Raw genomic sequence first — 26,285 nt, 5'->3', positions numbered from 1 at the left:
CCGCCCCCGGCATCCGGCGGATCATCCCCGAGGGCGGCGATGTTCCGCCGGCCCGGTGCGGGGGTGCACCGGGCCGGCGGGGGTGGAGGGGGTGGGGGGGTATCAGGGTGTCAGGTCCACTGGTCGGCGAGGGCGACGCCGGGGACGGGCTTGCCGATGAGGGCGAGGGGGACGAAGAAGTTGACCTGGCCGATGGCCAGGGTGAGGGTGGCCAGCGCCTTCGGCTCGTAGTGCCGGGCCGCCTCCGCGTAGAGCGCGTCCGGGACACGCTCACCCTGCGGGCTGGGGGTCAGGACCGCCTCGACCAGCGCGAGGGCAACACGCTCGGCGTCGGTGAAGTACGGGGCGCTCTGCCAGGTCGCCACCGCGTCGATCCGCCACTCGGCCTCACCGGCCTTGCGCAGCAGACCGGTCTGCAGGGCCGTCAGGTAGGTCGAGCCGACGATCTGACCCGCGCGCAGCTGGACCAGGCCGATCGTGGTCCGCGGGACGGAACGGTTGCCGGTGGCCCGGTACAGCCAGCCGGACAACTCCTTCAGCTCCGGCACCAGCTCGGCCGGGTCCGACATCCGCGACCGCAGACCCTCGGCGGCATCGGCAACAGCAGTGGCGGTCTCGGTGGTCTCGGTGGCGGCGGTGGTGTTCACGGTGGGCTTCCCTTCAGCGGTCTCTCGTGCCTACACCCCACCGACGGACGCCGGGCCCCGGATGTGACAGCCGGCGGGAAAGGGATCGCGGGAACCGCCGAAGGCAGTGCCCGTCAGGGCCGGAGGCCGGCCAGGAGGGCATCGAGGGCCAGGTCGAAGCGGGCCTGATGGTCGGCCGGGGAGCCGAGGCCCTGGGCGACGGCGGCCGCCAGGACGGGGAAGTCCGCGAGGTCGAGGTCGCCGCCGCCGGCCTGGTCCCGGTGGCCCGGGGTGTCGGCGGCCTCGGCCAGGCAGTGCCCGACGACCAGCATCGCCACCGAGTTGACGATCCGCAGCGCCTGCACGGGGGTGATGCCGGCGCGGGTGAGCGCGGCCGCCGTGTCCTCGACCGCCTGCAGCGCCGCGGCCGAGCGGACGGGCCGGGTGGCGACGAGCGGGATCACGCCCGGGTGGCGCAGCAGTTCGGCGCGGAAGGCGACGGCGAACTCCCTCAGCCGCAGCGGCCATTGGTCGGCCGGGCCGGCGGTGTCGGGCTGGACAGAGGAGACCACGAGTTCGACGAGGCCGTCGAGCAGGGCGGCCTTGTTGGGCAGGTAGTGGTAGAGCGTCATCGCCTCGACGCCGAGTTCGGTGCCGAGCCGGCGCATGGACAGCTTCTCGATGCCGTCGCGGTCGGCGACCTCCAGGGCGGCGCGCAGCACCTTCTCGCGGGTCAGTCCCACCCGCTTGCCGGTCGTCTCCATCAGCGCCCCCCTTGACATTCTTACGGCGTAAGGCAAGAGTAGCAGCCAACGCAGCCTTACACCGTAAGAGACTGCTTCGAGAGCAACCGACAGGGGCGGACCATGGACAACACCCGGCAGCAGGAGCAGAACAAGCAGCTCGTCACCGGCTTCTTCGCCGCACTCAACGAGGGCCGCCTCGGCGACCTCGGTGATTTCCTCGCCGCCGACATCGTCGACCACAACAAGATCATCCACGGCGAACCGGACGAGCCCGGTGCCGCGTTCGCCGCCATCGCCATGCAGCTGGAGGCGCTGAAGCCCTACCGCGCCAGGGTCGAGGAGCTGATCGCCGAGGGCGACAAGGTCGTCGCCCGCATCACCCAGAGCGGCACCAGCTCCGGCGCCCACCCCCGGATGCCCGTGCCCACCGGCCGCAGCTTCGAGAACGAGGCGATCTTCGTCCTCACCGTCCGCGCGGGCCGCATCAGCGAGCTGCGCGGCGTCTCCGACCGCCTCGGCCTCTTCCTCCAGCTCGGCTGGGACTGGCCCACCACCGACTGAGCCCCCGGCCGCCACACGCCCCGCGGGCCGCCCCTCCCCCGGGCGCGTGCGGCCAAAGGGCGGCACCGGGGCCTCCCGGCCGGGCCGACGGAGACGCGCCATCGCCATGGATCAGACCACTCAGCGAGGCGGAGGATCTGTTCGACGGCCGGGCGGACGCGGCGTTCACCTCCCACCACTGGCCGACCTGGGGCCGCGAGGCCATCGGCGGCTTCCTCGCCGCCCAGCGCGACATCTACACCTACCTGCACGACCAGACCTTGCGGATGCTCAACCAGGGCCCGACCGGGGCGGAGATCGCCGAGGAGATCACCCTGCCCCCGGCGCTGGAGCGGACGTGGTCCGCCCGCGGCTACCACGGCTCGGTCAGCCACAACGTCAAGGCGATCTACCTCTGATCTTGCGCAGTGCCCGGCGGCCGAGGGCGGGGGTGAAGCGCATCCTGACGGCACCTGGCGCAACTTCCACCTCACCGCCGCCATGGAACTGCGCGGCCGGCTCGCCGCCCTCCTCGACGACCCCGACCCCCGGTTCGCCATCGTCACCCCCTGACCGACGCCCCCGCCTCTCTGGACCCGGCACTCGGCCCGGACACCTTCGCGGTGTCCGGGCCGAGGCGCGCAAGGGGGCGGTGCGGCCGCGTCAGCGGGCGGTGCGGCGGGTCTGGGCGTGGTGGCGCAGGGCGTCCTGGGACTCGACGTACTTGACCAGCAGGCGGGCGAACTCCAGCCGGTCGTGCCCGCTCCAGTCGGCGGTGATCTGCTCGAAGGCCGCGCGCTGGTGGCGGCGGAAGCGGTCCATCAGGCCCTCGCCGTCGGGGCTGAGGAGCAGGACCGTGCGCCGGCCGTCCTGCTGGGAGGCAGCCCGGACCAGGTAGCCCGCGGAGATGCAGTCCGACACCATGCGGCTGCCCACCGAGGGGTCGACGCCCAGGTGTTCGGCCACGGCGCCGACCGTCACCTCGCGGCCGCCCTCGTGCGCGGCGTCCTGGACGATCCGCAGGACCAGGGTGCGGCTCAGGTCCTTCTGGGAGATCGGGTCCTCGACGTCCAGGAGCGAGGAGCGCCGCAGCCTCCCGAAGGCCGGCCCGACGGCGTCCAGCAGTTCCTCGTCCGTCCCCGGTTCGCGCTTCGTCGTCATGGCGCCAGCCTACCCGCATAGGTGCCCGAACGCAGACATGTGTTGACACGAAAACGTGTGCAGGACATCATGCATATGTCGCAAGGCACTGAACGGCGCGGATCCGGCTCCCGGAGCGGCTCCCGGATCCGGCCGTTGCCACGAATCCTGCAGATCTCACGAACCTCACGAACGAAGGACTTCCCCATGACCACCACCACCCTCGTCACCGGCGCCCGCGGCAAGGTCGGCCAGGCCGTCGTCGCCCGCCTGCACGCCGCCGGTCGCACCGTCCGCGCCGCCAGCGCCCGACCCGCCGAACTGACCGTCCCCGACGGCGTCGAGACCGCCGAACTCGCCCTGGACCGGCCCGAGACCTTCGAGGCCGCCCTGCGCGGCGTCGGCCAGGTCTTCCTCTACCCGCAGCCCGCCGGCATCCACGAGTTCGTCGAGGCCGCCGAGGCCGCCGGCGTCGAGCACGTCGTGCTGCTCTCCTCGTCCTCCGTCCTCGGCCCCGACGCCGAGAACGACCCGCTCGCCGGCCACAGCCTGCACGTCGAACGCGCCCTCGCCGCCTCCCGGCTGACCTGCACCTTCCTGCGCCCGGACGCCTTCGCCAGCAACTCCCTGGGCTGGGCGTACTTCATCGGCCAGGACCTGCCGATCCAGCTCGCCTATCCCGACGCGCACATCGCGCCGATCCACCCCGAGGACATCGCCGACATCGCCGCCGAGGCGCTGACCGGCACCTCCCTCACCGGCACCGCGCCCACCCTGACCGGCCCCGAGTCGCTCACCTTCCGCGAGCAGCTCGCCCACCTCGCCGACGCCCTCGGCCGGGAGATCCCCATCGAGCGGATCACCCGCGCCGAGGCCGAGCAGCAGATGGGCCGTCACATGCCCGCGCCGATGGTCACCTCGCTGCTCGACCTCTGGGAGGCCGCCGACCACGGCCCGGCCGCCATCCACGACACCACCCGGACCCTGCTCGGCCGCCCCGCCCGCACCTACCGCCAGTGGGCCGACGAGAACACCGCCGCCTTCACCCGCCACTGACCCCGCCCGGCCGGGCCGCACCGCAGCGGCCCGTACTCCCCTCCCTGCGGAAGAACCGCGGCTTCACCTCCGGCCTCGTCCTCGGCCTGATCTTCTACGCCGCCGTCGCGGGACTGCTCCTCGTCCTCTCCCTCTACCTCCAGGACGCCCTGCACCGCACCCCCGCCCAGGCCTCGCTCGGCCTCGCCCCGATCGCCGCCGGCATCATCCGCGGGCTCCGCGGCCGGGGCCGTCCGCAGCCTCGCCGTGGTCGCCGCCGCCGTCCTCGGCTGCTGCGCCCTCGTCCGGTTGCTCCCCCGCCACGCCCCCACCCGCCACCACCGACCCGCAGGAGACACTCCGTGAAGCCCATCGGCTTCTGGCTCAACCGCACCGACCAGGCCCTGACCGCCACCATGAACGCCCTGCTCGCCGAGTACGGCCTCACCCGCCTGGCCTGGCAGGTCCTCAACGTCGTCGCCGACGACCCGCAGGCCACCGACACCACCGTGCGCACCGTCCTGGCCGCCAACGCCTCCCCCGCCGAGCTGACCGCCGCCGTCACCGCCGTGCTCACCGACGGCTGGGCCACCCGCCCCGCCCCCGAGCACCTCGTCCTCACCGACGCCGGCCGCACCCGCCTCGCCCTGGTCGGCGAACGCGTCGCCGCCTTCCGCCAGGCCTCCACCGCGGGCATCACCCCCGAGGAGTACCGCACCGCCGTCAGCGTCCTGGAACGCATGACCCGCAACCTGACCGCCGGCCAGGACCACTGAGCCGCGCTCAGCCCCGGCACGGCCGGGCCGGGCCACGGAACGGGCACCGGCACCCCGGCCCTGGTGCTCCCGCCGGAGCACGAGGGCCTTGCGACTCCGCGGGTCGCCCCTTCGGACCGGGCCCGTGTGTCGCCGTGCAGGGGCTGCTACGGAGTCCGGGAGTCGAGGGCCGCGGTGATGACCCTGAGCGTGGGGCGGTACTTCACCGTAGTGGCCAGACGGCTGAGCTCGGCACAGGCGTCCTCGTCACCGAGTTGGGTCAGGGCGTGCACGGCGGCACTGGCCGTCTTCGGTGATCGCGGACCGATGCCGGGCAGGCGGATCAGGGCCGCTTCCACCAGTTCGGCCAAGGCAACCGCGGACTGCGGATGAGCCGGGGTGAGCGCAAGGAGCGCCGCAAGGCCCTGAAGGGCGCGAGCGTTGAAGGGGTCGAGTTCGAGCTGGGCGGTACCAGCGCGGTGATGCGAGTTCACCGGCACGGTACGGGGCTCACCGGCCAGGGAGAGCCAGGAGGTCAGCGCAGTGCGGGCACGCTCGGGTCCCACCTGCGCCAGCAGTTCGCGTCCACGGCGCTGCCACTTGCCTGTGGGGCGGGAACCGGCGGCAGTCAGCGCGTGGGCGATCAGCGCAGGCCACGCGGGTTCGGCCCCGGCCAGATCCGCGATGACACGCTCGGCCCACGGCTCGCCGGGGTTGAGGACGGGTTCCACGATCGTCGTGGCGAGGGCGGGGAGTTCACCGGGTGTCTCGGAAGTCAGCGCGGTCCGGCGGACGGTGGCGACCACCGGATCGGGCAGTGTCCGCCCCGCTGCCTGCTCCACCTTGACCAGGCAGGTCAGCCGCCAGCCCTCCCACAGGGTCATCTCCCCGGCAGCCTTGGCCATCAAAGGCTCACGCCAGGCAGCCAGGTGATCGGCGGAAAGCCCGTGCGCCACCAGAACGATAAGTGCGGCAAGGCCCGGGCAGCGACCCGGTCGGTGCACGGCCGTCTCCTCCAGCCCGTCGGTCATCAGCCGCAGCAGCAGGACCCGGGTGGATGTGGGCATCCCCCGCAGCACGCCGATCAGCTCACCGCCGTCGAAGCTCCAGTCACCATCGATGTCCGCACACAGCTGGTAGAGGTTGCGGTCCAGGCCCTTCACATCGCCCACGACCGCGAGTTCCCGGACCCTTGCAGCCTTCGCCACCCGCGTCACCCGTTCGTCCTCCTGCAACACGGCTGCCCCTCCACAGAATGCACCTCACCTCGACGCTCCACGACACTAGGCGCGGCCACCGACATCGAGCTTCGCCGCTGCGCCGGACCTGCCCTTCTCCACCCCGGGGTTCATCTCTCCGGAGTCCCCCACGGAAGTCGCTCCCACGCCGTCAGGGAGACGTGGAACGGTCCCGTGCTCACACAGGTCGACACATCTGCCGCGGCGATCGCCGTCGCCGTCGAGCGACTCCCCGGATTCTTCGGCCCGGACACGACGGTGGCCTGATCGGACCGGTTCCTCTTGTCGGTGTCGTGGCGCGCGCCGCATGCCGGCGCCGCTCGGCCAGGTCACCGGTTCTTCGCCCGGCCCGGGCGGCGGTCGAGCCCGGCGTCCGGCTGCCGGAGGTGCCCTTCTTCGCGGTTCCCGGCCGAAGTGGCGGGGCCGCCGGTGCAACCGATGGCCGTGTGTTCCCAGATGACGATGTCCGCGGCCCGCAGGGGGCTGAGGGGGCGGCCGTCCGGGGTGGTGATGGGGGCGGCCAGGTCGGTCAGCCAGGTGCGGTGGCGGCGCAGGTCGTTCTGGAGCAGCGGCCAGAGGGTGCGGGGCGTGTCCCTGTAGGCGCCGGTGGGTGGGGTCAGGCCGGTGTAGAAGCGGTGGATGCTGCGGTCGAAGATCGGGACGAGGCGGGGCCGCTTGCGGTGGAGGATCTTGGTGACCGCAACGGCCTTCACGCCGGCCACGTCCCGGCTCGCGGCCAGGGCCCGGTCCACCAGGGCCCACGGGCCGGTGGGGTCGTCGAGCACGGGGTCATGGCCTGCGGGGACCAGATCGAGGTCGAGGAAGTCGGCCGTGGCGCAGGCCTCGTCGTCCAGGACGTCCTGCATCGCGCGCAGCAGGCGGGCGCCCGGGCCGTCGGGCTGGAAGAGGGGGATGACCTGGCGGTGGCCGAGTGGGACGCTGAGCAGGGCCGGGGCGAGGCAGTCCACCGGTTCCAGCGCCGCGGGGTCGCCCTGGCGGTCGTACGCCGCGAAGGCCCGCCGGCCGTGGGGGTCGGTGTAGTCGCGCAGGTGGCGCTGGGCGCAGGTGTGCAGTGCCGCGATGCCCGGCATGCGGTCCTCCCCCGGGGGTCGGTCTGGGCCCGGGCCCGTGCGGCCCGGGCCTCTGCTGTATCACGCGGGCCGGGGGTGGTGATCCGTTCGCCGGGATCTACGAGGGGGCGCGGGTCAGTTCGCACCTCCCGTCGGTGCAGGAGCGACGCAGCCGGCCGGCCGAGACGGTCTCGGCGAGGCCGATCGCCCAGCACATCGGGCAGCCGCGCAGGGCGATGAGGCCGGCCGGGGCGAGGAGCAGGCTCGCCGGGCCGGTGACCGGCAGCAGGGCCAGGGAGGCGATGAGCGCGCCGAACCCGACGGCGCCGCGGGCCAGGTGCCGCGGGACGGTGGCACTGGCGAAGCCGCCGCGCTTCGGCGCCTTGGTGGTGGGGTGGGGTGTCATCGGTTCCCCTCGCTCCGGGCGGTCGGTCCGGGCGGTTCTTCGCGCAGGGCCTCGCGTACCGTCGAACGGGCGCGGTGCAGGCGGGACTTCATCGCGGCGGTGCTCAGGCCGAGCCGGTCGGCGACGGTGCGGCCGGGCAGGCCCTGGATGTCCCGCATGACCAGGACCTGCCGCTGGTCGGCGGGCAGGGCGGCGACGGCAGCGGCGACGCGTTCGGCTTCCAGGCGCAGCAGGACGTCCTCCTCGGCGGAGCGCGTGGTGGCGCCGGGCCGGCCGTCGAACCGGCCGGATGCGTCGACCTGGTCCGGGTCGGTGGCGGCCGGGGGGCGGTGGAGCAGGCCGCGGGTGCGGCGCAGGCACTCGTTGCGCACGATGCGGAACATCCAGGACGCCAGTGCCCCGGAGGCGCGCAGCATGCCGATCTTGCGGTAGAGGATGATCAGCGCTTCCTGGGCGGCGTCCTCGGCGTCCTGGGGTGTGGCGCACAGCGAGTGGGCGAAGCGCTGCACGTGGGGGTGGGAGCCGTGGACGAGGGCGGTGAGTGCCTCGGTGTCGCCGCGTTGGGCCGCGTCGACCAGGGTGGCGCCGGGCCAGCTGTGGTCAGCCACGCTGACGCCTCCGGCGGCGCAGCAGCGTGACGGTGCACGCGCACAGCAGCAGGGCGCCGGCTGCGACGGCGATGACGACGGCGGTCATGGGGGTCTCCTCCCGGTGGGGTGCGTGGCGGACGCGGTCGTCCGCACGGCTACGGCTATGAGAGGCACGGCGGGCGCGAAAGGATTCACCCGGGTCGGTGCCTGTGGGCGGTGTCGGCCAACGCGTGGGGTCGATCGTATGAACATCGACTGAACCGGATTCAGGGGGCCCTGCCCGACTGCTTAAGCTGCGGCCGTCAGTCTTGATCACTCCAGTCGGAGAGACCCCACCATGCTCATCCTGTCCCTGCTGTTCCTGGCCGTCGGCGTCGTGCTGCTGATACTGCGGTGGCGCAAGGTCGGTTCCTGGCCGGTCACCCTGGGCGGCATCGTCGCCGGCGTCCTCGGGCTGCTGCTGGGGCTCACGACCTTCGTGCACGTGGTCGAGCCGACCGAGGTGGCGGTGCCCACCAGCCTCGGGAAGGTCGGCACCACCTGGCAGCCGGGGCTGCACTTCAAGTCGCCGCTGACCGACGTGACCACCTTCTCGACCCGTCCGGTCGATCTCGACCTGACCGGTGACTCCACCGTGGAGGTCCGTTCCTCCGAGGGCGGGGTGCTGTTCGCCGACCTCACGGTGAAGTGGTCGATCGACCCGCAGCACACCGTCGAGCTGTTCAAGCTGGCCGGCAGCGCGGAGGCCGTCCAGCAGCGGCTGGTCTACTCGGACAGCCGGGAGATCGTCCGCAACGTCTTCGCCCGTCACACCAGCGTCGAGGGCTACAGCTCGCAGCGGGAGGCGATCAGCTCGGAGATCGACAAGCTGATCACCGCCCGCCTCGCCCCGCGCGGGATCCTGGTCAACGGCGTCAACCTGCGCAACGTCCGGCCGAGCGACGGCCTGCAGAAGGCCATCGACCAGAAGATCGCGCAGGACCAGTCCACCGCCCAGGCAGAGGCGGCCGTGCGCACGGCCAAGGCCGAGGCGGAGAAGCGCAAGATCGAGGCCGAGAGCACCGCGGCCGCCAACGCCGCGATCGCGAACTCGCTCACCGACAAGATCCTGCTGAGCCAGTGCATCGAGGCGTTCAAGGCCGCGGCGGAGAAGAATCCCGTCTACGCCAGCCCGTGCGGGGCCAATGGCACGCCGGTCATCGTGGACGGCACCAAGCGCTGAGACTGCCCGGGCGGCGGACTGTGGGGGCTCAGGCCTGCGGGGTCTCGGCCCGGCCGTCGCCGGACGGTCCGTCGGCCGGGTCGTCCTGGTCGGCGGCGGCGCGCACCAGGTCGGGCAGCAGGTCCGCCACCGCCGCGGTCAGCGCGCCCAGCGCCCGGCCGTCGGGCAGCGGGTGCCACAGCAGGCACACCTCGGCGTCGAGGAAGGACACCGCCGGCGCCCCGACGGCCAGCAGCCGCTCCTCCAGCCCCCCGCGCAGCAGCGCCTCCTCCAGGCCGGCGGTGTCCTGGCCGCGCGGCCCGTAGACCAGGCCCTGCGGCCACCGGATCTGCTGCGCCGCGCTGCTCCAGTCGCGCTCCAGCGCGGCCCGCGGCAGCGGCTGGGCCAGCTTGGTGCAGACGGCCAGCCAGAGGTCCACGTCGCCGTCCAGCTGCTTGATCAGGATCGAGACCGTGGCTTCCTTGCCCGTGAGCGGCCCGGTCAGCGTGAGCGGCCCGCTCGCCGTCTCGCTCGCGCGGGTCTGGGCGGTCAGCCAGGGGAAGTGCGCCAGGTGGCCCTCCCAGCGGGGCGACTTCGGGGGGTGCGGGCGCCAGCCCGGCTGCTCCGCCAGCCCCTTGATCCCCGTGCCCACCCGCGTGGCCCCCACGGCCTTCCTGGTGCCGCGCGCCGCCATGACCACCGCCACGACGAAGGTCAGCCCACAGCCCAGCAGGAACAGCATGCCACCGATCATCGGATCTCCCCCGGGCTTCCCCCGCCCAGCAAGGCGCGGTGTGTGATCGTCCGTCATACGGCTACCGGTTGAGGGGACACCTGGAGTACGCCCGCCGGTTCCGCCTCCCCCCGACCGATTCGCAGGCGGCGCGGTCGCGCACGTCCGGGGTGCGTGGGGGCGGTCGTGGGAGGTTTTACCAAACGGTCGACCAAGTGCCGTCCCGGCTCGGGTAGCTTCCAGGTATCCATTGATCGCGCTGCGGGCGCCGTGCCTTTCCGGGCAGGGGCTGCCCGCTGAAGGGGCATGCCGTGAATCTGGTCAACGTGTTCGAGGCGGCGTCCGCGCTGCCGACGTCGTGGAACTCGCGTCTGCTGGGGCAGGTGGGCACGGCCGGCGTGAAGGTGCTGCGCATGGACGGGGAGCCGGTGGCGGACGAGGTCCATGCTGCGACGGAGGTGCTGTTCGTGGTCGAGGGCCGGCTGGAGCTGCTCGTGGACGGTGCGGAGGTGACGGTGGGTCCGGGCGAGATGTACTGGGTGGCGGCCGGCACGCACCACGCCGTCCGGCCGGGCAGCCGGGGCACGCTGGTGATCGTGGAGGTCCCCGAGGAGTAGGGCGCTCAGGCGGACCGGGCGGCGCCGTCGTCGGTGGTGCGCCCGCGGTGGAGCAGGTAGAGGCCGGAGGCGGCGGCGAGGACGGCCATGCAGGCGGCGAAGACGAGGCCGGCGTCGGCCAGGCCGAGCGGTTCGCTGAGCAGGCCGACGCCGATGACCGGGATCGAGATGCCGAAGTAGGCGACGACGAACAGCGCGGACAGGGCGCCGCCGCGGTGTTCGGCGGGGGCTGCCGCGGCGACCTCGCCGACCGCGCCGCGCAGTCCCATGCCCTGGCCGGCGCCGCCCACCAGGGCGCTGAGGACGAGCGGTGCCAGGGTCGTCCAGGCGAGGGAGGCGGCCAGCAGGGCGAGTCCTGCGATCAGGACGAGGCAGCCCAGCGGGATGGCCCGCGCGGTGCCGAGCCGGGGCACCAGGAGCTGTCCCAGGGTGGAGGCGAAGAAGGCGGTGAAGACGATGAGGCCGACGACGGCGCGGTTGTCGATGCCCAGGTCCTCGGCCAGGAACGCCGGGCTGACCGAGGTGAACACCCCCAGCAGTGCGAAGCCGGCGAACGCGGCGATCCCCGCCGGGACGAACACCCCGCGCACCTCGGGCGGCAGGGTGGGGCGGTGCGGGCGGGCCGTGCGCAGCGGCCGGGCGCCCCGGACGGTCTCGGGCAGGAACCAGGTGACGGTGAAGGAGGCGGCGAGCAGCACCAGGTGGACGACGAAGGGCAGGACGAGCGGGTCGGCTGCGTACTCGGCAAGGATGCCGGACAGCAGGGGTCCGAGGCCCAGGCCGCCCATGTTGGCGGCGGTGGCGACGAAGGCGGCGCGGGAGCGGCGGTCGGGCGGGGCGAGTTCGAGGATGTAGGCGGTGGCGGTGCCGGTGAACAGGCCCGCCGACAGGCCGGACAGCAGGCGGCCCAGGCAGAGCAGGGGCAGGCCCTGTTCGGCGAGGAAGGCGACGGCGCTGGCGGCGGCGAGGGCCAGTCCGCAGAGCAGGACGGGGCGGCGTCCGACGGAGTCGGAGACGTTGCCGACGAGGAGCAGGACGCCGATCACGCCGAAGGCGTAGATGGCGAAGACGACCGTCACCATCAGTTCGGAGAAGCCGATCTCCTCCTGGTAGAGGCCGTAGAGGGGGGTCGGCAGGGTGGTGCCGGCCATGCAGACGGCGAAGGCGGCGGCGGCCCCGAGGTAGCCCCGGCGGGGGCGGTGGGGCTGCTGGGGCCGGTGGTCGGTCATCCGCCCACGGTAGGCACCGGCCCCGGGTGGGGGTGGTCCGGGCGGGGCCCGGCTCCGCCGGATGGCGGCGGCCTGCCACCTGCCCAGGGGGCGGCGGGGCGGGTGTGGCGGGGGGCCGGGCGGGGCTCCTCGCTTCCCCAAGGATGGCGCCGGCCGGCTCGACGCTGTATCGGCCGGTGTACACGAGCTCTCCGCTCCAGGGCCGGTTGTTAGCCTGCGCGGATGGGACTGGACATCACTGTGGTCATGGCCGACTGGGCGCACCTGGCGCGGATACCGGCGGGCGAGCGCCTGGAGGCCGTGGAGGACGCGGTGTTCCCGGACTTCTGCTGCGAGCGCTGCGAGGACGCCGACTACGCGGTGGAGGGCGGCTGGGTCTGGCGGCCGCAGCCGTCGCCGTGGTGCGCCGAGTACCGGTTCTTCACCACCACCGGCTCCTACAGCTGGCACTTCCACCTGGCCAACGCCTGGGAGGACATGCGGCCGTCGGCCGCCCCCGACCTGCGGGAGGCACTGGACTGCCTCCTGAGCGGCCTGTTCTGGGACGGCCCGTATGACCCGGCTGCGGCGGAGGACGAGGACGACGACTCCCCCGCGCCGGCGCGCGGCTTCCCCGAGGACCTGGTCCCGTGGCGGCCCGATGTCCTGCTGCTGCGCGCTCCTGACGAGGTGCCGGCCCTGGCTCGCGCCTGGCAGACGGCGGCGCCGCGCCTGGAGGAGTTGCACGACCCGTTCGACACCGAGGCCGCCCAGTGGCCCGCCCGCCCCGCCACCTTCGACGCAGCCGTCGCCCTGCTGCACGAGTGGGGCGAGATCGTCACCCGGGCCGGGGAGCGAGGCTGGGGCCTGATCGGCCTGCGGTAGCGCTCGCACCCAGGTGGGACGAGCGCCGGCACGCGTTCAGGTCGCCCCGGCCTGCACCGGCTACCCCCGGACGAACGGCTCGTCGAAGCCGCTCCTACCGGTGAGCTGCAGCCGCTCCTGCCCTTGGCGCTTGAAGAACTGGAAGTACCTCTCACACTTCAGATCGCCGGTGACGGAGACCAGCACGACGTCCGCGCCGTGCCCGGCGTCATCCATCGCCCCGTGCCGCCAGATGCCGGTGAACGCCACTGCCTTGGCCGACGCCTTTCCGCCACATGCAGCAGGCGGCAGACTCACCTGCCCGAGGGTGCCGTCGTCCAGGAACTGGATCGACCCGACACTCGACTTCCAGGCCCCGACCATCGGCGCGTCGCCCTCCTCCACCTCCCTGCACGAAACCGCCAGCGGCAGAGCGCAAACCAGCACGACCGCCAGGGCACGCACCCCTCCACGCACCCGCATCCGCCCAGACCTCATGAGCCCCCCGATCACCCGATACCCCGCAGCCCAACGTCCCACCGCTCTCGCACAGGCTATGTCAGCCTCGGATTCCCCTGGCCTGACTGTCCCGGACGCCCCCGGGGAAAGGCGCACCCCGCTTCGCCAGCCCCAAGTACCTCCCCAGGACCGCCCTGGCCTCTCGCCGCTCCAAGCTCACGACTACTCACATGCGCCCGACGGGTACAGGACCCAGATCGCGGCCAGAGCCACCGCCAGGACTCCCACCACGATCATTGCGAATCCGGCGAGTCCAGGGTCGCGGAACCTGGACAGCACACCGGACCGAGAAGTCACGAAAGCCAACAGGTACCCCGCCCCCAACTGCGTGACGAAGAGGGCGGGCGTCAGAAGCCCAAGTGCGAAGCTGCCGCCGGCGTCCAGGCCGCCCACGCATGCGGCCGACGGGCCGGACAGCACGGAGGCGGCCCACAGCGAGGCCCCTGCGGAGACTCCGACACTGCCTACAACGCCCCTCACCGACACCCGTTGATCCCTTCCCGCGCCGCCCCTTGCGCCGCACTCAAGGTCGCGGCTGAGGGTCACTCGTCAGAGCAACCCATCGGACGACGCCGTGACCGGTCCGGCGGGTTGCAACTCACAGGTCTCCCGCCACCTCGGCCGGATTTGACCTCATGAGCCCACATTCAGGATTCGAGATAGATTCTGAAATTGAATTCGTGATGTCGGCCTGAGGGTGGTCAGCCGTCCATGATCAGGCCGGTGGCGGCGAGGCATCCGTCGATGAGGCGGGGTCGGTACTGGATCTGCTTAAGGCTTCGCTTCACGGCTCGGGCGAGCTGGTCGAGGTTGGCGGCGGCGAGGTTGCCGATGGTGCGCTTGACCAGCGACCAGATGCCCTCCTGCGGGTTGAGGTCTGGTGCGTACGAAGGGAGTTGGAAGACGGTCAGCCACTCCTTGCTCGCCTCGATGAACTCCTGCATCGGCGGCATCAGGTGGGCGCGCAGGTTGTCCCACACCAGCACGATCGGACCGCCGAGCTGGATGTGCGCGCGGATGAGCAGGTCCCGGTAGTCCTGCCAGGTCAAGCCCTTCTTCTCGGCCTTGCGGCCCCGGTAGACGTGGAAGCTGTAGAACATTCGGGAGCGTTGGCCCGGTTTGTAGCAACTCAGCCCCGCCATGGAGACCCGACCGGCTCCCCGGCCGCGCACGCGCACGACCGGCGTGCAGCCCACCCGGCCCCAGGTCCTGGCGCGCGGCGGCCTCATCGACTGCCCGGCTTCGTCCTCGAAGACAAGCCAGGCCCCGCGGGCCGCCGCGGCGCTTCTACCCGCGGCCATGTGTCCTTCTTCCACAGCTCCACGGCCGAGTCGTCGCGTTCGATGGCCCGGCGGGCGGGCTGCTGCCAGGACCAGCCGTGCCGCTTGAGCAGGACCCACGTGCCCTCCACCGTGTACGACACGTGGAACAGCCGGCCGACCAACGTCTTCACCCGCGCCAGGGTCCACCGCTGGTCCTCCCAGCCATGAGCCAGCGGCCCGCGTTCCAACTCCCGCTCCAACCGCGCCACCTGGGCATCGGAAAGCTTCGGCCGACCGGGCGAGCCCTTCGAGGCGACTCCTGCCGTACCGCCCTCGCGCCACAGCCGGCGCCAGCGCTCCACCGAACGCACGCTCACCCGCAACGCCACCGCGACGTCCCTGTTCTTCTCCCCGCCCTCGAAGCGTTCCACGGCCTGCCGCCGGATCCGCTCCCGCGCGGCCCTCTCGGCGTCGGTCAAACCGCCGCCCTGCGCATACCTCACAGCACACGACTACCGGGATCGACCCTCCACCAGCAGGCGAACGCTACGGCTTCACCCATCCGAGCGACATCACGAATTCAAGCTCAGTTGCAACGATGGAATCTTCCAGACATCGAGCCACGGGGCTCGTAGGGAATCTCGGCATACTTCACCAGGGCATACCGCCTTTCACTAAACAGACTTGACGACACCTGGGAGTAGAACTCCTCGCGGTGGCCTCGTTCGCTCACAACTGTGAAGTCCATGTCGCCGGGTTGTTCACCCTCGATCGAATCGATGATTCCCGCGATGACCTTGACAATCCCCTGCTTGTCTTCGTCTCGATCCAGGGACGAACCGCCCCCGATGGTCCATGGCTCACCGACGTCCGGCGCAAGTTCGAGGCCGGTCGCATCAAGTGTCCTGCACGCCACAGCCAGCTCGGAGGCGTGACAGTAGATCAGGCTCATCGACTTAGTCATTCCCCCCACCTCAAGAATCACGCAGCGACTCCACGCTCCTGCGTCCTGATTACCGTCCGGGACCTTGGCCTCATGTCTCGACAGCCCGCCGAGGCGAGCAGACGAAGAGTCACCCGGAACACGTGTTCCTATCCGGGCGACCACCTGGAAGCATCCCCCTCATGACACCTCGCTCTCGGACACCTGTCGCTGCAGCCACCACGCTGGCTGCAGCCTCAGCCATAGCCATGGCCACATGGATCTACGATTTCAGCCCCGCCGATGGCCCTGGCTCCGGATCAGCCGCCCACGCATCATCCACCAAAGCTCCCATGACAGGCACAACGTGGTCCGCGCCGGATCCCGAGACGCTCTCCAGGCTGACCTCGACCCTCAGGCAGATCTACCCGGAGCTGGGCGACCACAGCACCGGCATCAAGGCACAGCATGTCTGCGTCGAGATTCAGAAGGGATCAGACGAACGAACGGTGATGGGCACGGCCCTGTCCTCCTTCGCAGGAGACGGCAGCTTCGCCCTCAGCGACGACCAGGTGGCACGGATCGTCGCCGCACTCCAGGAGACCGTCTGTCCGCAGCCGCAGCCTTGAAGGTAGGGAGGGACCGATATCCGCGCCAAGCCACCACCCAGTAACCGCCCGCCCCGGGGCAGCGGGACGGGCGAGGTGAATGCGCGGCGGGGGCCCGATCGACCCGATCCGGGTGAGCCCGGACGAGGTATCGTCACCACTTCGGCCGGATGATGACGGCGCAGGCTACCGCCCGCAGTTGGCAACGGGTGACCCAAACGCCGCACGAGGCGACCGGGGAAAGCGAACCTCCCCTCGCCGTCCGACAATTGAAACCCTACGGCTTGCCTGCCAGAACGTATACCGCCATCAAGCCGGGATCGGCATAGTCGACTGTGACCTTGTGGCTCGGGCTCTTCATGTCATCATCCTTCGCGGGCGCCATGATCCCCTTCAGTAGGTGCGCGGAATCAATGGACCATCCAGTCATCTCAAGGTCATTTGAAGTGAATGCAATGACACCGGCAGTCATGCTTTCCTCGCCGATCCCAAGACTGGAGAGGAAGGAACCCAGACCATCCCTTCCAGTCTTGAACGTCACCCAGAGATCGCCACCACCCTCTACCTGAAGATGGCCGTAGGAGACGTTCGTCGCACTTTCAGGAACGGAAATTCCGAAGCGCTTCTGCAGCTCAGGACCAGGAGCCCCGTTGATCGATGGCTCAGCCTTCCGAGCAGGCACCGAGGAAGCGACAGAGGGCGCAGCCCCGGGACCGCTCTCCGCGCCGCCGCACGATGCAACTGCCAGTATCGAGCCGCCCAGCAGACATGCGAGTGCGATCTTCACCGTCGGCCTCACCCAGGAGCTCCCTTGCATCACCGAGGAACCAACCACGTCGAAGTCCCTGACCAGCCCAACGTGTTGACATGGGCCATCTCCGACTGACGCATACTGATCCATAGCTTGCGTACATTGCCACAACCTGACCACCGACAACAAGATCAAGATCGCGGGCTCGGACCGCTGCGTCGCCACCAATGACAAGCGGCAGGCAAACGGCATCAAGACGTCCGTCCAGGTCTGCGCCAACGACGTCGCCCAGACCCGGTGCGCCAATACGATGGGGTGCTCTACAACCCGGTCTCCGACAGTTTCAGGGCGGACTTGACCGCCGGGGCGAGGCCGTCCAGGTCCTGAGGTACCGGGACGCGCAGCAGCAGGCGCTGCTTGCGGTCGGCGAGGAGCAGTTCGACACCCGAGGCCGCCCAGTGGCCCGCCCGCCCCGCCACCTTCGACGCAGCCCTGCTGCACGAGTGGGGCGAGATCGTCCCCCGGGCCGGGGAGCGGGGCTGGGGCCTGATCGGCCTCCGATAGCACTCACGCCCAGGCGGGACGCGCGCCGGCACGTGCCCAGTGTGGGCGTCACCCGGTCTACACGGCGATCAATGCCGAGGTGCAGTCTGAGGACCCGCATGTCACTGGCCGGGCGCTCACCCATCTCCGACGTAATGTCGACACGTTCGGAGCAGGACCGCACGGGCGGCGGCATCCGCATCAACGGCGTTGGTCTTGCTGCATTTGCGGCGTATGGCGCGATCGAGCTGGTTTACCTCGACGATCTGGATATTCTCCCGGCGCAGGTACCGCGCCTGGGCCGCGCCATAGGAACCGATGCACTCCACCCAAGCTTACCAAGAAATGTCGAAGAATGCCGAAGGAGATTGCCCAGGAGAGAAATTTGCGGTATCCGGCGGCGATTTCCGGGAACTCCTGACAAGCCAGGAGTGCGCCAAGCACAGTGATCACCGCGGCGACATCCGCGTCCTTGCGGGCGTCCACCCCAAGGGCCACATCCTCCGTCGCTGATCCACCTGGGGCATGTTGGTGTCAACACATACGCACCGTGAGCTTGGCCGGAATTCCGGCCAAGCTCACGGACACTCCTACACAATTCACTTATTTCGAAATCGCTCGCCAGTTCACACCAGGCCAAGGACCTCGCTACTCCACCCCAGAGCCTGTGGAGAATGCCACATTGGACGCCCACCGCTAACAGCGAGACCACGCCCTTCGGAAAATGCATCACGATACAATTCCCCGAGAGCGAGAATTCGCCGAATCAGAGACCTCGCCTCCTCATGGAGCCCTCGACTAACTAGGAACTCCAGCAGATCTTGCCCAAACCCAGTGGGCCGCAGGAGCGCACCTGGCACAGCTTCGGCCAAATTCTCGGGATCCCCCGAAGAGCTGAACCACGGCAATGCAACCTCCTTTGTGTGCTCACACAGACTATCGACGGCAGAAATCCTATTTGCGGAAATAGTGACGATTGCCTTGGCTTCCCGAGAGATGTCAAGGAAGCTGACAGCGCAGACAATTCCACCCACAGAGTCGGGGCGCTCAACCGTGAGACCTGGATTAGACTTCCTCCACGCTTCAAGCTCCCTATCGAAGACCTCCAGACCAACAACGCTGAACTCGATCAGCTTCCCAGACCTATTCCAGCGGCTACCTTCGAGTCGAATCCGCTCAAGTCGACCATCAAGTCGACGCTCCAAGCTGGTTCGCCCCCCAAGCCACCGGAATCCCTCCTGCTCCAGCCGATACGCCATCCACTCGCCGGCAGCCAGAATGACTTCCTTGGGGCTTTCAAGTTCGATCAACCTTTCAGCCAGGCATGCTGTCGAACGCGCCTGCTCATTGGTAGCCATGACCCTCATTATGCCGCATCCAACGATCCACACACAGAGCCAGTCCAGCTGGCCGCATCAAATGGGCCTAGAGTGTCGCAACACTCCAGGCCCATTTTCCCATCACGGATTACATACGCCACACTGCCAGTGGTCGATTTCCAACGGCATCTTCACCATACTTCCCTTCTTCAATCCATACTGTTCAAGCTTGCTCGTATTAAGGATTGCCCCACCCTTAATTAGCTCCGGATATCCGACGTCTTGATGACCCGTCACCGTCGCCCCACCCACCTTGGATTCAACGGCAACCCATTCACCACTCGGATTTCGCGCCACAAAGTCCGCAATGAAGACATCGCCATTGCTATTAATGAATCGCACCTGCGGGGTGATATCTGTGTATCCACCCTTCTGAAGGCGATCAAGCGATGCCGCTTCACCAATTGCACCGTGCGGAACCCCATCCACAGGGCATTCTCCGACATTGTGCACCAGTACTGGCGCATTTCCAGCCATTACGTAGTACGTGTGGAAATCTGCGACTGTGAGGTTGTAAGTAAGTGCCTTCTGATGGTAGCTCCGCACACCCGTGGCGGTCACTGACTTACCATCAGGCTGTCGCAGCTCCTCACCCACACGAAGCGAGCTGGCTTCTGTCCAGCGTTCAGCAGCCAAACTCCAAAACGGGTGGTGCCACGTGGTCGTAAGAGTCGCGTCTTGGGCCGACTCCGACGACGTTGACGCCTGACCTTCTCGAATAGAAAGGTCAGTGAAGTCTTCGTCGTCAGGCGTCATGACGACGGCTGTCACGACCTTGGCATCGGTGACCCCTGTCTGAGGATCAGTTGCGAGTACCTCGTCACCAACCTCCACCTGTTCGATTGGCTTCTGATCACCATTGGCCATCAACACGAGGGTGCTGGCGGTGAAGCTCCTACACAGGCGCGCGCGCGCCTTCGCCGAGAGGCCCATGAGCTCACCGGGTCGGCCACCGCGGGCGGCAAGGCCCGCGAATGAGCTGCCGACGGCATTGGCGGCCTTCTCCATCGGGGAGAAGCCGAAGGGTGTAATGAGGGGGTCGCCGGATGCTCCGTGCCCGGTTATCTGACCTTCGAGGTGGCAGTCGATGAAGAGACAGTAGTGCGCGCGGAAGAAGTCGGCCTCTTCCTCGGTGGCGCCGTATTCCCACATCTGCAGCGCAGCCCAGTCGATGGTGGTTGTGCCCGAGTTGTATTTCCGGATTACACGGCTGAGCTCGGCCTGAGTGGTGCTCTTGGCATCTCTGACTACGTCCTGGTGCTGTGCCATCTCCGCGGTCCTCAGGAAGGAACGCATGGTGCGATCTTCAAGAGAAGGGCAGGAGTTGTCGTGCCTGCAGTCGTGTGCGCCGTACCCGGTGCCGCTGTCGTTGTCGAGGTAGGACGGAGCCTGAACAGGAGGTCCCCAGGGGGCATCGTGGCCCCCGCAGAACATTCCCTCGCACAGCAGACCCGTCGGATCAGAACCGTTGATCGGGTCGTTGTTGCTGTACGCGTAGCCGTTCCACTGCTGAGGACTTGCCGGGTCGAGGATCGGGTCAGGGCTGATGAAACGGCCGGTGGTGGGCTCGTATTGACGGGCGCCGAGGTTGGTGAGGCCTGTGGTGTCGTCCTTGCTGCCGCCGACGAACCCCTTGGTGCCGGCCCAGGCCGAGGCCGCGGGCTGAGTGCCGCGGGGGCTGCCGAACGGGTCGGTGGGCCGCCTGGTGACCGTCATGGCGGTGTCAGTGCCGATCTGGACACCGTTGGTGCCATGGGGATCGGCGGCCTGGATGAGGACGGTGCCGCCGCCGATGGGGGCGGTGACGCGGGTGTAGGTGAGGCCTCCGGAGGCGCCGACGGAACGGACGTTGCTCATCGAGCCGCTGGCCGTGTCGAGGGTGAGCTCGTCGGTGGGCAGGTTGAGCGTGGTCTTGCCGGGGTTTCGGCGGATGAGCTGATTGCCGTCGGCGTCGTACAGGTAGGTGGTGGCGCCGGCCTGGCCGGTCTTGGTGAGGGATTCGAGCTTGTCCTCGCCGTTCCAGGTCAGCGTGGTGGTACCGCCGGTGTCGGTCATGGCGGTGGTGTTGCCGTTCGCGTCGTACTGGTAGCCGACGGCCTTTGTTCCTCCCGAGGTCTTGGTGCTGGAGGTGAGCAGGGCGTGGGGACCACCGGTGCCACCGCCCGTGTTGGGGGCGCCGGTGGGAGTGTTGACGCTCTTGTTGGCACCGAAGGTCTGGGTGGTGACGGTGTCTTTGCTGGTGTTGCCGGTGATGTCGTGCTGGACCAGGCCGGTGCGGTTGCCGCTGGCGTCGTAGTTGTAGGTGTTCCAGTAGGGCGCCGGGCCGCCGACCGTGCGGCCGCCGGGGCCGGTGATGGCCGGGCCGCCTCCGTTGGTGCAGCCGCCGATGCCGGGGACGGTGGTGGAGCTGCCGGTGCCGTGGACGGTTCCGGAGGAGTCGGTCCAGTCGGCGGTGGTGTAGGTGGTGCCGGTGTCGGTCCAGGCGTTGGTCAGTCGGCCGAGGTGGTCGTAGGTGAAGCACTGCAGGTCCCGGTCGCGGGCGTCCTGCAGGTCGGTGACCGAGGTGATCCGCCCGGAGACGGTGTAGGTGTAGCTGGTCTGGTCTGCCGAGACGGTGCCGTTCTGGCGGTCGAGGAACGAGTTGATGACCCGTCCGGTCGCCCAGTCGTACTGCTGGGTGGAGACGACCTGGCTGCCGTAGTCGCCGACGGTGGTGCGGGTCACCCGGCCGAGGGCGTCGTAGTCCCGCTGCGCGACGATCTGCTGCGTGTAGTTGCTGTCGACCGTCGTCGGAAGACCGGTGTCCGTGTAGGCGTAGCCGATCGTCTCGGCGGGCAGTCCACCGGCGGCCGGGATCCGCATCTCCTTGAGTGAGCCGAGGACGGCGCTGTAGGTGTTCTTGGTGGTGTAGGTGCCTGCCAGGGCGCCTTCGGCGGTGGGAATGGTTACAGAGGTTCCACGTGGGCGGTAGGCGGTGTCATAGCTGGTGACGGCCGTGGTGTAGGCGGCTCCGCCTGCTCCTCCGACATACCGGGTGGAGGAGGTCAGGTGTTCCTTGACGAGGGTGTCGTAGGTCCAGCCTGCGAGCTGGTTCGCCGGGGCGACGCTGCCGTTGTACTGGCCTGTCTTGCGGCCGAGCAGATCGTAGCTGTAGGCGAGGGTGTTGCCCTTGGCCCCGACGGTGTGGTCGATTCGCGAGTTCGCGTCGTAGAACGTCTTCGTTGTTCCGGCGTCCGGGTCACTGGAGGTGGTTCGGCGGCCGCGCAGGTCGTAGGTGTAGGACCAGGTGTTGCCGGCGCTGTCGGTGTGGCCGGCGGGCGCGCCCGCCGCCGTGTAGCGGTAGGTGGTGACGTCGGCGTCGGCAGGATTGCCGGTGGACGTCGCAGTCCGGTACTGCCAGGCAGCGACGGTCCGGCCTCGAGCGTCAGTGACAGTGGAGGTCGGGGTGGCACCGGCCGGCGGGGTTACGTCGACACGGTCCGCACCGGGATAGGCCGTCGCAGTCGCCCATTGGAGATTGGCGTAGGAGCGGAACTCCGCCCGAATGACCCGTCCTTGTCCGTCGTAGGTGTTCCACGTCTGGGCCGGAACCTGGCTGTCACCGGCCGGGGCGAAGACGGTGCCGCTGGGGAAGGTGGTCTTCTCGTAGTACGGGTCGGAGGTCTTGATCACCCAGCCGTGCGAGTCGTACACCGTGTCGGTGATCAGGCGACCGGTCGGCTTGGCGTCGCTCGTCTGCTGGGTCTGCCTCGGCCTCCCGAGCCCGTCCAGAATCTCAACCTTGGCGGAGTAGGTCTGGCCGCCCTCCTGGATCGACTCGGACATGATGCTCGTCGGCGCGGTGGTGCCGTTGAGGGCGTAGGAGAACCTCTGGCTGGGGTTCTGACTGATCGGTCGGTCGGGCGCCCATACGCCAGTGATGCGGCCGAATGCGTCGTAGCGCATCGTCGTAACACGCCCGTTGACGTCTGTAGTCGTCAGTGGCGTGGCGCGGCCGGGGTCCTGTGTCGTTGTGGTGACCCAGTCGCTGCCCATCGGGCCGACAGTGCGGGTCTGGGTCGGAAGGACACCAGCGCCCGGTGTGTAGGTGACGGTGTTGACGGCAGGGGTGACGGAGCCGCCCGTCAGCTGGTTGCCCGCCGCGTCATAGGTGGAGCCGTCCGTGGTCGCCGCCGAGGTGGTGCGCCCATAGACGTCGTACGAGGTCGTCCCAGACAGGGCGTAGACCGGCTTGCCGGCTGTGTCGTAGCCGTCGAGGACCAGCGCGCTGGTGGAGTAGCCGGTGGGGCCTGCCTGTCCGAACGGCTTGCCGTCATAGAGGGTTCGGCTGCCCGACACGGTGTTGGACGGGCTGGGTGCGTTTCCGCACGTGTCCTGGATGGTGGTCTGCTCGGAGACAAGCGTCAGCACCTGGGGGTTGCTGCTGACGGCGTAGTCGGTGGTGGTGCAGAGTTCCGGGGCTGCGGCGGTGCCGTCGCCCCTGTCATTGACCCGGATGACACGGTTGCCGTGTGCGGGATCGGTGGTGGTCACCACCGTGCTGGTTCGCCAACTTCCGTCGGCGAGCTTGGTCTTCGTGACAGCCGTGGTCTGGGAATCGGAGTAGCGGGCGTAGATCGCGGGTGTGCCTGCGCTCTGAGCGCGGGTGGCGGTGATCGTCTGTCCGCTGTACGTGTTGCCGGACACCGCTTGGACGGTGCCTCCGGCCTGGTCGAACCCTTCAGTGGCGACCGTGTGGCCGTTGAGCCAGTCGCTGTCGGGGACCGTACCGCCGAGGGGGTTGGTAACCTGGACACTGCGTCGAGTGCCGTTGGCGAGATAGTCACCGTCCATTCCGCGAAGGTAGGTGACCGTCTGCTGCGTCTTGGGGGCTTCGCTGACGGAGCCGCTTCCGGTGGTCGTGGTCACCGACTGGTAGCCGCGGAACTGGTCCCAGGTACGGGTCTTGGGGTAGGTGAATTCGGCGTCATTGCGGTGCCAGGCGGCACCGCCGTTGTATGCGTACTCGGTGGTCTTCCCGACCGAAGGGACCGTCACGAGGTCCTGTTCGGTCACCGACCGGACCAGTGGCTTGTTGAACCAGTCGTTGACCGGGTCCGGGGAGGATTGGCCGGGGAGGTACCACTTGACCGGCATGCAGGCCATGGAGTTGTCGTCCTCCGCGGCGGGCATGTGGTTGTTGACCCTCGAGCACTCGGGCTCGGTGTAGTGGACGTTGATCCTTCCACCGGTCTCGGTGGTGATGTTCTGGAGGCGCGGACGCATGAACATGGGTGCCGCCGGAACGAGGCCGTCGACCCGGTTGGCCATCATGACGTAGGTGAAGGACACCAGCGGTAGTGCGCTCGGGCTCTGCCCGTTGGCGCCGGTGCGCTGGATCGAGTCCAGCCGCAAGGTGCGCTTGGTGCCGTCACCCGGGTCGGCCAGCGACTGGCTCAGTGCCCAGGTGTCGACGTCGCGGTAGGCGCTATTGACGAACACCTGACTGGTGATCGCGGTGAGTCGCTTCGTGGTGAAGTACGTGGGGGCGTAATTCGTGCAGCTGCCCGTTCCGGCGCAGATCTGGTCGATCGGCACATCGGGCCAGGCGTCCGCGTTGGCGGCGGTGCGTTGGTCCTCGGCGCAGGTGATCGCACCGGAGGGCTTGCAGCGCTCCTCAGTCTTGAAGATGACCCTCGCGGCCGGGTTCAGCCCGCCGTTGGCCGTCTTCTGCTCGTCGAGGCGCTGGCCGTAGCCGATCTCGCGCAGGTAGCCGGCCCGCTGGTATGGGGTGAGTGCGCCGTTGCCCTGGTTCTGTCCGCCGCCACGGCTGTACTGGTTGCCCTCGGTGGCGTAGTTGTAGGTGGTCAGGTTGCCGCGGGCGTCGACGACGTAGTCGAGCTGCCACCTCCAGGCCATCTGGCACCACGAGCCGTTCCCGCTGGCCGGGCTGTAGCAGGGGTCGCCGTTCTTGGGTGAGTACACCGGGGAGGTGAGCACCGAGTTGGCGGCCGGGTCCGATCCGTTGCCGCCGGGAAGGTGGTTGCGGCCGAAGTAGTACTCGGTGCCGTCCGGCGTGGTGATGCGCCAGTACTCCATGTCCCGGTAGTCGGCATCCCCGGCAGCCTTCGGCGCTCCGGTGAGCTGCTCGACCTTTGAGCCGTCGTCGTCCTGCAGGTGCCACGTTCCCGTGGCGTCGTCACGGACGATGACACCGGAATGAGCGCCCAGAGCGAGAACCGCGTTCTGGCCTCCCCAGCACTGATCTCCCGAGCCGGTTATGCCGGCCTTGTCGCATGCCCGGTACGAACGCTCGATGTAGCCCGGCTCGTAGCCCCAGCCGTCGCCGATCCAGGAGGACTGCGCGTTCGTCGCAGAGGTCTTGCCGTCCACGACAGATGAGTCGTAGCTCAGCCCGACGACCGGCACCGTCCCGCCGAGAGACGGAGGCAGCTGAAGCGGGTAGCCGTAGGAGAAGTTGCCGACGTTGGTCCCCGCCTTCCAGGCTGCGGACGGGGAGAGCGACGTCGCGGTGTAGGTGCCACCGGCACCTGAAGGTGAAGGCGACGCGGCGAGGACCAGCGGAGCGCCTGCACTACCGACCGCGGCTGAGGCCGGGGCGCCGGCGGTAGTGAACGAGGCCTTCACCGTGCCGTCCTGGCCGCCCTTGCCGGAGGGGGCGGCGAGCGGGGGCAGGGTCACATCGACGGTGGTCTTGCCATCGCTGCCGAGCCTGGACGGCAGGGGCGTCTGGGTACGGCACTCGCTGCGCTCTGGTGTTGTGAGTGCGCAGGCCGGCAGGGAGATGATGGCGGCGCGGTCGGACCAGCCGCTCGCCCGCAAGGCCTTCAGATCCAGCGTGACGCTTGCGGTGCGTCCGTCGGCGCCGGACTTGTCGTCGGCGTCGGACAGGGCCACGAGGGGTGTGGCAACGCCGGCGGCCCTGCCCTTCTCTTCTCCCATGACCTCGACGGTGACGGTGCGAACGCTCTCGTTCTTCCCGCTTCCTGGGGCGACCTGCACAGCCAGGTTTCCCGCCTTGGAGCCCGAGAGGCCGCCCGAGGCGGGTGACGCTCCGCCAGTTGCCGCACGAGCGGCCTTTGCCTCGGCGCCGTCAGGCCCGACGGTGACCGTCTCCGTCCCGGTGACCACCGGTGTCTGAGGCTGCGGCTTCCACTCTGCCGGCTTGCCGACCGGATCGGTTCCCGGAGGCCGTATGTCGTGGCCCTCGACCGAGGCAGTCGCGTCACCGAGCGGTGTGTTCGGCGGAGTCCAGACCTTTCCCTTGGGTTCGGGGAACGTCCACGCCGCCGCGGGCGGAACGATCGCCCCTGTCATCGCCAGGGCGACGACTGCCGCTACCGCGGGTGAGCGCCATCGTCCCCCCGCGTGCCTACCGGCCCGATTCCGGGCAGGCCAAACCCCCACGTTCCGTCCTCTCATCCAGTGTCGACACAGCGTCATATGCGCACAGTTGTGCGATCATCGAGGTGACACTAAGTGAAGCGTCGGACACGACGCCAGGTCGTTCGGCCACCATGCATGCGATGTTT

The 26,285-nt window shown here is 69.2% G+C and carries 26 protein-coding genes and 1 pseudogene; 9 read left to right on the top strand and 18 right to left on the bottom strand.

Annotation, left to right across the window (positions count from 1 at the left end; genetic code table 11):
* Positions 1 to 110 precede the first annotated feature (110 nt).
* Together ACIPSC_RS32260 and ACIPSC_RS32255 are read right to left on the bottom strand one after the other, a co-directional pair.
* Positions 111 to 569, bottom strand: coding sequence for a carboxymuconolactone decarboxylase family protein (locus ACIPSC_RS32260; RefSeq protein WP_400831218.1), 459 nt, complete (start codon positions 567 to 569; stop codon positions 111 to 113).
* 191 nt (positions 570 to 760) lie between these two features.
* Positions 761 to 1,390, bottom strand: coding sequence for a TetR/AcrR family transcriptional regulator C-terminal domain-containing protein (locus ACIPSC_RS32255; protein ID WP_400831158.1), 630 nt, complete (start codon positions 1,388 to 1,390; stop codon positions 761 to 763).
* A 102-nt stretch (positions 1,391 to 1,492) separates the two neighbouring features.
* Here ACIPSC_RS32255 and ACIPSC_RS32250 point away from each other — a divergent pair, with 102 nt between their 5' ends.
* Together ACIPSC_RS32250 and ACIPSC_RS32245 are read left to right on the top strand one after the other, a co-directional pair.
* Complete coding sequence (locus tag ACIPSC_RS32250; RefSeq protein WP_400831156.1) at positions 1,493 to 1,933, top strand: ester cyclase; 441 nt, start codon at positions 1,493 to 1,495, stop codon at positions 1,931 to 1,933.
* Between the two features lie 107 nt (positions 1,934 to 2,040).
* A pseudogene (locus tag ACIPSC_RS32245) lies at positions 2,041 to 2,325 on the top strand (alkyl sulfatase dimerization domain-containing protein); the annotation flags it as partial.
* Positions 2,326 to 2,575: 250 nt separating this feature from the next.
* On the opposite strand, the gene ACIPSC_RS32240 reads toward ACIPSC_RS32245, so the two are convergent.
* Complete coding sequence (locus tag ACIPSC_RS32240; RefSeq protein WP_400831154.1) at positions 2,576 to 3,073, bottom strand: MarR family winged helix-turn-helix transcriptional regulator; 498 nt, start codon at positions 3,071 to 3,073, stop codon at positions 2,576 to 2,578.
* Positions 3,074 to 3,259: 186 nt separating this feature from the next.
* Here ACIPSC_RS32240 and ACIPSC_RS32235 point away from each other — a divergent pair, with 186 nt between their 5' ends.
* Positions 3,260 to 4,108, top strand: a complete 849-nt coding sequence (locus ACIPSC_RS32235; protein ID WP_400831150.1) for an NAD(P)H-binding protein — start codon at positions 3,260 to 3,262, stop codon at positions 4,106 to 4,108.
* Positions 4,069 to 4,863 (top strand): MarR family winged helix-turn-helix transcriptional regulator, encoded by a 795-nt coding sequence (locus ACIPSC_RS32230; protein ID WP_400831147.1) that lies wholly within the window; start codon positions 4,069 to 4,071, stop codon positions 4,861 to 4,863. The genes ACIPSC_RS32235 and ACIPSC_RS32230 overlap by 40 nt, the downstream gene beginning before the upstream one ends.
* 146 nt (positions 4,864 to 5,009) lie before the next feature.
* Here ACIPSC_RS32230 and ACIPSC_RS32225 read toward each other — a convergent pair whose 3' ends face one another.
* The 5 genes from ACIPSC_RS32225 to ACIPSC_RS32205 all read right to left on the bottom strand — a co-directional run bounded on the left by ACIPSC_RS32225 (position 5,010) and on the right by ACIPSC_RS32205 (position 8,252).
* Positions 5,010 to 6,080 carry a hypothetical protein gene (locus tag ACIPSC_RS32225; RefSeq protein ID WP_400831144.1) on the bottom strand — a complete coding sequence of 357 codons (1,071 nt, stop codon included), beginning with the start codon at positions 6,078 to 6,080 and terminating at the stop codon, positions 5,010 to 5,012.
* Positions 6,081 to 6,409: 329 nt separating this feature from the next.
* Entirely contained in the window at positions 6,410 to 7,171 is a 762-nt protein-coding gene (locus ACIPSC_RS32220) for a DUF6308 family protein (protein WP_400831141.1), read from the bottom strand.
* Between the two features lie 97 nt (positions 7,172 to 7,268).
* Positions 7,269 to 7,556, bottom strand: a complete 288-nt coding sequence (locus ACIPSC_RS32215; RefSeq protein WP_400831137.1) for a hypothetical protein — start codon at positions 7,554 to 7,556, stop codon at positions 7,269 to 7,271.
* Positions 7,553 to 8,164, bottom strand: coding sequence for an RNA polymerase sigma factor (locus ACIPSC_RS32210; protein ID WP_400831134.1), 612 nt, complete (start codon positions 8,162 to 8,164; stop codon positions 7,553 to 7,555). Before ACIPSC_RS32210 ends, ACIPSC_RS32215 begins: the two co-directional genes overlap by 4 nt.
* Complete coding sequence (locus ACIPSC_RS32205; protein ID WP_238951291.1) at positions 8,157 to 8,252, bottom strand: LPXTG cell wall anchor domain-containing protein; 96 nt, start codon at positions 8,250 to 8,252, stop codon at positions 8,157 to 8,159. Before ACIPSC_RS32205 ends, ACIPSC_RS32210 begins: the two co-directional genes overlap by 8 nt.
* Before the next feature lie 231 nt (positions 8,253 to 8,483).
* Here ACIPSC_RS32205 and ACIPSC_RS32200 point away from each other — a divergent pair, with 231 nt between their 5' ends.
* A complete protein-coding gene (locus ACIPSC_RS32200; protein ID WP_400831127.1) occupies positions 8,484 to 9,368 on the top strand; it encodes a prohibitin family protein in 885 nt (294 codons plus the stop codon).
* A 28-nt stretch (positions 9,369 to 9,396) separates the two neighbouring features.
* On the opposite strand, the gene ACIPSC_RS32195 is transcribed toward ACIPSC_RS32200, so the two are convergent.
* Positions 9,397 to 10,101: a hypothetical protein gene (locus tag ACIPSC_RS32195; RefSeq protein WP_400831124.1), complete on the bottom strand. Its 705-nt coding sequence runs from the start codon at positions 10,099 to 10,101 to the stop codon at positions 9,397 to 9,399.
* 290 nt (positions 10,102 to 10,391) lie between these two features.
* Between ACIPSC_RS32195 and ACIPSC_RS32190 the strand changes: the two genes are divergently transcribed.
* Positions 10,392 to 10,697, top strand: coding sequence for a cupin domain-containing protein (locus tag ACIPSC_RS32190; protein ID WP_400831121.1), 306 nt, complete (start codon positions 10,392 to 10,394; stop codon positions 10,695 to 10,697).
* 5 nt (positions 10,698 to 10,702) lie between these two features.
* Here the strand turns inward: ACIPSC_RS32190 and ACIPSC_RS32185 are convergent, their stop codons facing one another.
* A complete protein-coding gene (locus ACIPSC_RS32185; protein WP_400831118.1) occupies positions 10,703 to 11,926 on the bottom strand; it encodes an MFS transporter in 1,224 nt (407 codons plus the stop codon).
* 222 nt (positions 11,927 to 12,148) lie between these two features.
* On the opposite strand from ACIPSC_RS32185, the gene ACIPSC_RS32180 reads away from it, so the two are divergent.
* Positions 12,149 to 12,790, top strand: coding sequence for a hypothetical protein (locus tag ACIPSC_RS32180; RefSeq protein WP_400831116.1), 642 nt, complete (start codon positions 12,149 to 12,151; stop codon positions 12,788 to 12,790).
* Between the two features lie 60 nt (positions 12,791 to 12,850).
* On the opposite strand, the gene ACIPSC_RS32175 is transcribed toward ACIPSC_RS32180, so the two are convergent.
* From ACIPSC_RS32175 to ACIPSC_RS32160, 4 genes are all read right to left on the bottom strand, one after another.
* Positions 12,851 to 13,216 carry a hypothetical protein gene (locus ACIPSC_RS32175; RefSeq protein ID WP_400831114.1) on the bottom strand — a complete coding sequence of 122 codons (366 nt, stop codon included), beginning with the start codon at positions 13,214 to 13,216 and terminating at the stop codon, positions 12,851 to 12,853.
* Between the two features lie 773 nt (positions 13,217 to 13,989).
* Entirely contained in the window at positions 13,990 to 14,517 is a 528-nt protein-coding gene (locus tag ACIPSC_RS32170; protein ID WP_400831216.1) for a transposase, read from the bottom strand.
* Complete coding sequence (locus ACIPSC_RS32165) at positions 14,514 to 15,053, bottom strand: winged helix-turn-helix domain-containing protein (RefSeq protein WP_400831110.1); 540 nt, start codon at positions 15,051 to 15,053, stop codon at positions 14,514 to 14,516. Before ACIPSC_RS32165 ends, ACIPSC_RS32170 begins: the two co-directional genes overlap by 4 nt.
* A gap of 83 nt (positions 15,054 to 15,136) precedes the next feature.
* Positions 15,137 to 15,502: a hypothetical protein gene (locus ACIPSC_RS32160; protein WP_400831108.1), complete on the bottom strand. Its 366-nt coding sequence runs from the start codon at positions 15,500 to 15,502 to the stop codon at positions 15,137 to 15,139.
* A 323-nt stretch (positions 15,503 to 15,825) separates the two neighbouring features.
* Here ACIPSC_RS32160 and ACIPSC_RS32155 point away from each other — a divergent pair, with 323 nt between their 5' ends.
* Complete coding sequence (locus tag ACIPSC_RS32155; protein WP_400831106.1) at positions 15,826 to 16,101, top strand: hypothetical protein; 276 nt, start codon at positions 15,826 to 15,828, stop codon at positions 16,099 to 16,101.
* A 256-nt stretch (positions 16,102 to 16,357) separates the two neighbouring features.
* On the opposite strand, the gene ACIPSC_RS32150 is transcribed toward ACIPSC_RS32155, so the two are convergent.
* Together ACIPSC_RS32150 and ACIPSC_RS32145 are read right to left on the bottom strand one after the other, a co-directional pair.
* Positions 16,358 to 16,867 carry a hypothetical protein gene (locus tag ACIPSC_RS32150; protein WP_400831104.1) on the bottom strand — a complete coding sequence of 170 codons (510 nt, stop codon included), beginning with the start codon at positions 16,865 to 16,867 and terminating at the stop codon, positions 16,358 to 16,360.
* 284 nt (positions 16,868 to 17,151) lie between these two features.
* Entirely contained in the window at positions 17,152 to 17,310 is a 159-nt protein-coding gene (locus ACIPSC_RS32145) for a hypothetical protein (RefSeq protein WP_400831099.1), read from the bottom strand.
* 183 nt (positions 17,311 to 17,493) lie between these two features.
* On the opposite strand from ACIPSC_RS32145, the gene ACIPSC_RS32140 reads away from it, so the two are divergent.
* Positions 17,494 to 17,823, top strand: coding sequence for a hypothetical protein (locus tag ACIPSC_RS32140; protein ID WP_400831097.1), 330 nt, complete (start codon positions 17,494 to 17,496; stop codon positions 17,821 to 17,823).
* Positions 17,824 to 18,000: 177 nt separating this feature from the next.
* Here the strand turns inward: ACIPSC_RS32140 and ACIPSC_RS32135 are convergent, their stop codons facing one another.
* On the bottom strand, positions 18,001 to 18,732 hold the full coding sequence (locus ACIPSC_RS32135; protein WP_400831094.1) for a hypothetical protein: 732 nt from the start codon (positions 18,730 to 18,732) through the stop codon (positions 18,001 to 18,003).
* A 102-nt stretch (positions 18,733 to 18,834) separates the two neighbouring features.
* Complete coding sequence (locus tag ACIPSC_RS32130) at positions 18,835 to 26,070, bottom strand: polymorphic toxin-type HINT domain-containing protein (protein ID WP_400831091.1); 7,236 nt, start codon at positions 26,068 to 26,070, stop codon at positions 18,835 to 18,837.
* Positions 26,071 to 26,285 lie beyond the last annotated feature (215 nt).

The sequence above is a fragment of the Kitasatospora sp. NPDC090091 genome, assembly GCF_044747365.1.
In the GTDB taxonomy this organism is placed as follows: Bacteria; Actinomycetota; Actinomycetes; order Streptomycetales; family Streptomycetaceae; genus Kitasatospora.
Note: the sequence above shows the minus strand (reverse complement) of the source record. Positions and strands in the feature narration are given on the sequence as shown.